Consider the following 6897-nt stretch of genomic DNA (forward strand, 5'->3'; position numbering starts at 1 on the left):
CCGAGACGGCGTATCGTCACCTCACGTGGCGAACGTCACCCACTCTTCCAGCGGCGCGCGGTCAGTGCGGAACTCGTTTTCGGGCTTGGACGTGTCCTCATGGCCGAGCGCCATGCCGCAGACGACGATCTCCTCGTCGGGAATGTTGAGCACCGGCCTGATCTGCTTGTGATAAGGGGCAAAGGCGGCTTGCGGGCAGGTGTGCAGGCCCCTGCCCCGTGCCGCCACCATGATGTTCTGCAGGAACATGCCGTAGTCGATCCACGAGCCCTTGTTCAGCCGCCGGTCGACGGTGAAGATGATGCCGATCGGCGCATCGAAGAAGACAAAGTTGCGGTCGTGCTGCGCGCGCATCCTGTCCACTTCGCGTCGGCCGATGCCGAGCACGCTGTAGAGGCCGAAGCCGTTGGCCCGCCGCCGCGTGAGATAGGGTTCGAAGAACTGGTCGGGATAGTAACGATACTCGTCCCACTCAGCCTTTTCGGCGCGGATGCCGGAGTTGAGGATAGCATCGGTGATCCGCTGCTTGACCTCGCCCTTGGTGACGTAGACCCGCCAGGGCTGCATGTTGGTGCCCGAAGGTGCACGCGCGGCAACAGAGAGAATGGCGCGGATCGTCTCGTCATCGACCATGTCAGGCAGAAAGGCACGCACCGAACGGCGCGAGGTTATCGCCTCGTCGACGATCGCCGCATCCTTGGCAATTCGGGTGTTGTTTTCCAGCATGGGCCGTCCTTAGCGCGTGACCCCGGAAACCGGAATCGGTTTCCGGAAAGGATCATGCGCAGTCTAGAAATGATAGAGCGTGCTTTGCGCGTCCAATTGGACGCGCGGCGCTCTATCGTGGGTCTCAACCGGACGCCCCTCAACTCGCCGTTCGTAGCCGAGCCCTTTGCCTGAACCGTCAAAATGGCGCAAGTAAATCTTGGGGCCTCATGAAAATGCTATTGATTTTTTCACGAACTTGACTTCTCATGAAATTCGCCCCGTATTTTTCACCAAAAGGGCTTTTCACCAAGAGAAATGGCTTTGCCCTCAACCGCCATCAGATCGGAGCAGGAAAACCGCGAACGGCTGCTGGCCGGCGATATCAGGGCGCTGCGCCGGGCGCGCGGGCTGACGCTTGCCGAGATTGGCCTGAAGCTCGGCCGCTCCGTCGGCTGGGTCAGTCAGGTCGAGCGCGGTCTGTCGATCCCATCGCTTAGCGATCTCAGAGCCTTCGCCGAATTGTTCGGCGTGCCGGTCAGCCTGTTCTTCAGCCACGACGTGCCCGTCGAGAACGAGCGCGGCGTGGTCGTGCGCGCCGGCAGCCGCCGCACGCTTGGTACAAGCGATTCCGGCCTGGTGGAGGAGCTTCTGTCGCCCGATCTCGGCGGTAGCTTCGAGATGCTGCGTTCGGTCTTCGCGCCGGGTGCTGAACTGAAGACCGAGGCGCGCCGGCCGACGGAGGAAGCCGGGTATGTCGCTTCCGGCAGCTTCGACATCGAGATATCAGGCGTCTGGCACCGGCTTGGTGAGGGTGACTCCTTTCGCTTCGACGGCAAGCCGTTCCGCTGGCGCAATCCTGGGGCGGAGCCGGCGGTAGTCATCTGGGTGGTTTCGCCACCCGTCTATTGAAGGTTTGGAGAAGAATATGGCCGGTTTGCCGACCACGGCACGTGTGGTGATCATCGGAGGCGGTGTCGTCGGCGCCTCCTCGCTCTACCATCTCGCCAAGGCGGGCTGGACTGATTGCGTGCTCTTGGAAAAGAACGAGCTCACCTCCGGCTCGACCTGGCATGCGGCCGGCAACGTGCCGACCTTCTCCTCGTCATGGTCGCTGATGAACATGCAGCGCTATTCGACCGAGCTTTATCGTGGGCTGGCCGACAAAGTCGGCTATCCCATGAACTATCACGTCACCGGCTCGCTCAGGCTGGCCCATACGGCCGAGCGCATGCAGGAGTTCCAGCGTGCCAAGGGCATGGGCCGCTATCAGGGCATGGACATCGACGTGGTCGGGCTCGACGAGATCAAGCGCCGCTACCCGTTCATCGAAACGCATGAGCTGAAGGGCGCGCTCTACGATCCGAACGACGGCGACATCGACCCGGCGCAGCTGACCCAGGCGCTGGCCAAGGGCGCTCGCGACATGGGCGCGACGATCATCCGTTTCTGTCCGGTCATCGGCGTGCGCCGCGAGAAGGACGAGTGGGTGGTCGAGACCGCGCAGGGCGAGGTCCGCTGCGAGATCGTCGTCAACGCCGCCGGCTACCGCGCGGCTGAAGTCGGCAAGATGTTCGGCCGCGACGTACCGATGATGGTGATGAGCCATCAATATATCCTGTTCGAGGAAATCCCCGAATTGGCCGCATGGTCGAAGGAGCAAGGCAAGAAACTGCCGCTGCTGCGCGACGTCGACACCTCCTACTATCTCCGCCAGGAAAAGAACGGGATGAATCTCGGCCCCTATGAGCGCAATTGCCGTGCGCATTGGGTCGGCCATAACGACCCGATGCCCGATGATTTTTCGTTCCAGCTGTTTCCCGACGATCTCGACCGGCTGGAGGACTATCTGGCCGATGCCGTCGCCCGCGTGCCGATCCTCGGCACCGCCGGCCTGTCCAAGGTCATCAACGGCCCGATCCCCTACGCGCCGGACGGCAACCCGCTGATCGGGCCGATGCCCGGCGTGCCGAACGCCTTCGAAGCCTGCGTGTTCACCTTCGGCATCGCCCAGGGCGGCGGCGCCGGCAAGGTGCTGGCCGAATGGGTGACTGAGGGCCAGACCGAATGGGACATGTGGTCCTGCGATCCGCGCCGCTTCACCAGCTTTGCCTCGGCCCCGGATTACTGCGTCGCCAAGGGCATGGAGATCTACGGCAACGAATACGCCATCCAGTTCCCGCGTCATGCCTGGCCGGCTGGGCGCGACCGCAAGCTGTCGCCGATCCACGATCGCATCAAGGCGCTCGGCGCCCGCTTCGACGCCTATAATGGCTGGGAGCGCGCCACCTGGTACGCGCAGGCCGGCGACGACGTCTCGGAAGCCGCGACGCTGACCTTCCGCCGCGATGGGCCCTGGCAGCACCGCATCCGCGAAGAATGCCTCGCCGTGTGCGACGCCGCCGGCATTTTGGATCTGCCTGGTTTTTCCCGCTTCAAACTCGACGGTCCGGGTGCTGCCGAATGGTTGAGCCAACAGGTTACCGGGCTGGTGCCGAAACCGGGCCGCATCGGCCTCGTTTATTTCGCCGACGACAAGGGCCGCATCGTCACCGAAATGTCAGTGGTGCGGCACGACGAGAATTTGATGACGCTGATCACCGCCGCGGTGGCGCAGTGGCATGATTTCGAGTGGCTGAAATCCCGCATGCCGAAGGACGCTTCCTTCAAGCTGATCGATCGGACGGAGGTATACGCCACGCAGGTCCTCGCCGGTCCCAACGCGCGAAAAATCCTCGCCGATGTCTGCGCCGCCGACCTTGCTCTGCCCTGGCTGACGCACCAGGAGACGACAATCGCCGGCCGTTGGGCAAGGCTTATGCGTGTGTCCTTCGCCGGCGAACTCGGCTGGGAAATCCACACCAAGGTCGACGACACCGCCGCCATCTTCGACGCCGTCTGGGCGGCTGGCCAGAAGCATGGCCTGAAGCCGTTCGGCATGTACGCGCTGGATTCGCTGCGGCTCGAAAAAGGCTACCGCGCCTGGAAAGGCGACCTGTCGACCGACTATTCGATCCTGCAGGGCGGGTTGGAGCGTTTCGTGAAATGGGACAAGCCGGAATTCCGCGGCAAGGCGGCACTGCAGAACGAGAAGCAGCAGGGCGTCAAGAAGCGTTTCGTCACGCTGGTCGTCGAAAACCCCGACGACTGCGATGCGCCCACCATGTCGACGCTGTGGCATGACGGCCGGATCGTCGGCGAGACGACGTCCGGCGGCTGGGGTCATCGCATCGACAAATCGATCGCGCTCGGCATGCTGCGCGCCGATCTTACTGAGCCGGGAACCGCGGTCGAGGTCGAAATCTTCGGCGAGCGCTTCAGGGCAATCGTGCAGAAGGACGAACCGCTGTGGGATCCAAAGAACGAGAGGTTGCGCGCGTGAAGACTGTCATTCTCACCGATGGCGGCATGGGCCAGGAACTGGTACGCCGCAGCAGCTCCGAACCCACCCCGCTATGGTCGGCCAGGGTGCTGATCGACGAACCGGACTTGGTGCGCGACCTGCATGCGGAGTTCATCCGGGCCGGCGCCCGCGTCATCACCATCAACACCTATTCCGCGACGCCCGAGCGGCTGGCGCGGGAGGGCGCGGAAGAGCTGTTCAAGCCGCTGCAGAAGCGCGGCATCGAGCTTGCGAGGCAAGCTCGCGACCAGGCCGGCGACGCGGCAATCGCCGGCTGCCTGTCGCCGCTTTTCGGCAGCTACGCACCGGCACTGACGATATCCTTCCAGGATACGCTCGACATCTACCGCCGCATCGTTGCCGAGCAGGCTGACGGCGTCGATCTGTTCCTGTGCGAGACCATGGCGTCGGCCGAGGAGGCGCGCGCCGCTGTCACCGCGGCTTCGGAAAGCGGCAAGCCGGTGTGGGTGTCGTGGACGCTTGCCGATCACGGCACGCCGCGCCTGCGCAGCGGCGAAGCCATAGCGGCTGCGTCGAGCGCTCTCGACGGGCTGCCGGTCGCAGCTAGACTGATCAATTGCTGCCGGCCCGAAGCGATTGCTGCAGCACTGCCCGAACTGATCGGCCTCGGCGGTCCGGTTGGCGCCTATGCCAACGGCTTCACCTCGATTGAGGCGCTCAAGCATGGCGGCACCGTGGAGGTGCTGCACGCCCGCCACGACCTCGATCCGCATGCCTATGCCGGCCAGGCGGTCGGCTGGGTCGAGGCCGGCGCCAACATCGTCGGCGGCTGCTGCGAAGTCGGACCGCCCCATATCGCCGCCCTGCGCGACCGGCTCGAACAGGCCGGCTACGAAATTTCGGGAGTAGCATAATGCCCAGACCATCATCGCGCATTTCCGGCATCGTGCCTTCCGGCAAGGACGGCTGGGAGGTTCATTCCGCCGCCTGGGCGCGCAAGCAGGCCGGCGAGGACATCATCATGCTGTCGGTCGGCGACCATGATTTCGACACGCCGGCGCAGACGATCGAAGCCTGCGTGACCGCGGTTCGCGCCAGCAACCACCACTATACCCCGCTTGCCGGCATTCCGCGCCTGCGCAAGGCAATGGCGGCCGCCTCGACCGCCTGCACCGGCATTGTGACCGACTCCGATCAGGTCATCGCCACGCCAGGCGGACAAGCAGCGCTGTATGCGGCGGTGCAGGCCGTTCTCGACCAGGGCGACCATGCCATCGTGGTCGCGCCCTATTACGCGACCTACCCCAACACGTTCAGTGCAGCGGGCGCCGATTTCACGGTGGTCGAGACGCCCGCCGAGGATGGTTTTCAGCCGCGAGAAGCCGACATTCGCGCGGCGCTTCGGCCGAACACGCGCGCCATCCTCATCAACACGCCGAACAACCCGACGGGTGCTGTCTATTCGCGCCAGCGGCTTGAAGAGCTGGCGCAGATCTGCCGGGAATATGACCTCTGGCTGCTGTCGGACGAGGTCTATTGGACGCTGGGCGGTGGCGAGCACATCTCGCCGCGTTCGTTGCCCGGCATGGCGGATCGCACGCTGGTCATCAATTCCATGTCGAAGAGCCACGGCATGACCGGCTGGCGCATGGGCTGGCTGACCGGGCCCGAAGAGATGATCTCGCTGCTGACCAGCCTCAATCTGGTGACGACCTACGGCCTGCCGGCCTTCATCAGCCTCGCTTGCGCCGAGGCGCTGGAAAACGGCCACGGCGTCAAGGAAATTGCCGAACGCTATGCTGCAAGGCGCACCATCGTCCTCGATGCCATGCGCGGCATGAACAACGTCACCGTGCGCGGCTCCGAAGGCGGCATGTATGTCATGCTCGACATCTCGGCTCTCGAGCCGGACGACGAGAAATTCGCCTGGGCTCTCCTCGACAAGAAAAAGGTCGGCGTGATGCCGGGCTCAAGCTTCGGCGAGGCGGCCGCCGGCCATATTCGCGTCAGCCTCTGCCAGCCCGAGGCGGTGCTTTTGGAAGCAGCCACTCGCTTGCGCCGCTTTGCTTCCAGCTATCGCCGTGAGGCTGCATGAGCGCCCTGCCCCCCAAAACCATTCCGACCAAAGTCATCCCTACGAAAGCAAGGGCCGTCATCATCGGCGGCGGTGTCTCGGGCTGCTCGGTCGCCTACCATCTGGCCAAGCTCGGCTGGACCGACATCGTGCTGCTCGAACGAAAGCAGCTGACATCGGGCACGACATGGCACGCCGCCGGCCTGATCGGCCAGTTGCGCGGCTCGCAGAACATGACGCGGCTGGCGAAATATTCGGCCGATCTCTACATCAAGCTGGAAGCCGAAACCGATGTCGGCACCGGCATGCGCCAGGTCGGCTCGATCACCGTGGCGCTGACCGAGGAGCGCAAGCACGAGATTTATAGGCAGGCGTCTCTCGCCCGCGCCTTCGATGTCGACGTGCGCGAGATTTCGCCTGGTGAAGTCAAGGAGATGTATCCGCATCTCAACATTTCCGATGTAGTCGGCGCCGTGCATCTACCGCTCGACGGCCAATGCGACCCAGCCAATATCGCCATGGCGCTGGCCAAGGGTGCGCGTCAGCGCGGTGCGACGATCGTGGAAAATGTGAAGGTCACGAAAGTCCATACCAGGGATGATCGCGTCACCGGCGTTTCCTGGACGCAGGGCGACGAGCAAGGCATGATCGAAGCCGATGTCGTCGTCAATTGCGCAGGCATGTGGGCGCGCGAGCTCGGGCGCCAGAACGGCGTCACCATCCCGCTGCATGCCTGCGAGCACTTTTACCTCGT

Annotated in this window: 6 protein-coding genes; 5 read left to right on the forward strand and 1 reads right to left on the reverse strand. The window is 63.9% G+C overall.

Going from position 1 to position 6897, the window contains the following annotated elements; translation table 11 throughout:
* Positions 1-21 precede the first annotated feature (21 nt).
* Positions 22-726, reverse strand: a complete 705-nt coding sequence (locus tag AC0L3I_RS28710) for a nitroreductase (RefSeq protein ID WP_473486614.1) — start codon at positions 724-726, stop codon at positions 22-24.
* Positions 727-1023: 297 nt separating this feature from the next.
* Here AC0L3I_RS28710 and AC0L3I_RS28715 point away from each other — a divergent pair, with 297 nt between their 5' ends.
* The 5 genes from AC0L3I_RS28715 to AC0L3I_RS28735 form a co-directional block, all read left to right on the forward strand.
* A complete protein-coding gene (locus tag AC0L3I_RS28715; protein ID WP_473486615.1) occupies positions 1024-1617 on the forward strand; it encodes a helix-turn-helix domain-containing protein in 594 nt (197 codons plus the stop codon).
* A 16-nt stretch (positions 1618-1633) separates the two neighbouring features.
* The gene (locus AC0L3I_RS28720) at positions 1634-4087 is read left to right on the forward strand and encodes a GcvT family protein (protein WP_473529110.1); all 2454 of its coding nucleotides are present in this window, start codon (positions 1634-1636) and stop codon (positions 4085-4087) included.
* Positions 4084-4983: a homocysteine S-methyltransferase family protein gene (locus tag AC0L3I_RS28725; protein ID WP_473529111.1), complete on the forward strand. Its 900-nt coding sequence runs from the start codon at positions 4084-4086 to the stop codon at positions 4981-4983. Before AC0L3I_RS28720 ends, AC0L3I_RS28725 begins: the two co-directional genes overlap by 4 nt.
* Entirely contained in the window at positions 4983-6164 is a 1182-nt protein-coding gene (locus tag AC0L3I_RS28730; RefSeq protein WP_473486618.1) for a pyridoxal phosphate-dependent aminotransferase, read from the forward strand. Before AC0L3I_RS28725 ends, AC0L3I_RS28730 begins: the two co-directional genes overlap by 1 nt.
* Positions 6161-6897 (forward strand): NAD(P)/FAD-dependent oxidoreductase (locus tag AC0L3I_RS28735; RefSeq protein WP_473529112.1); only part of this gene is annotated, 737 nt, incomplete at its 3' end. The genes AC0L3I_RS28730 and AC0L3I_RS28735, both read left to right, overlap by 4 nt.

The sequence above is a fragment of the Mesorhizobium sp. WSM4840 genome, from assembly GCF_055811755.1.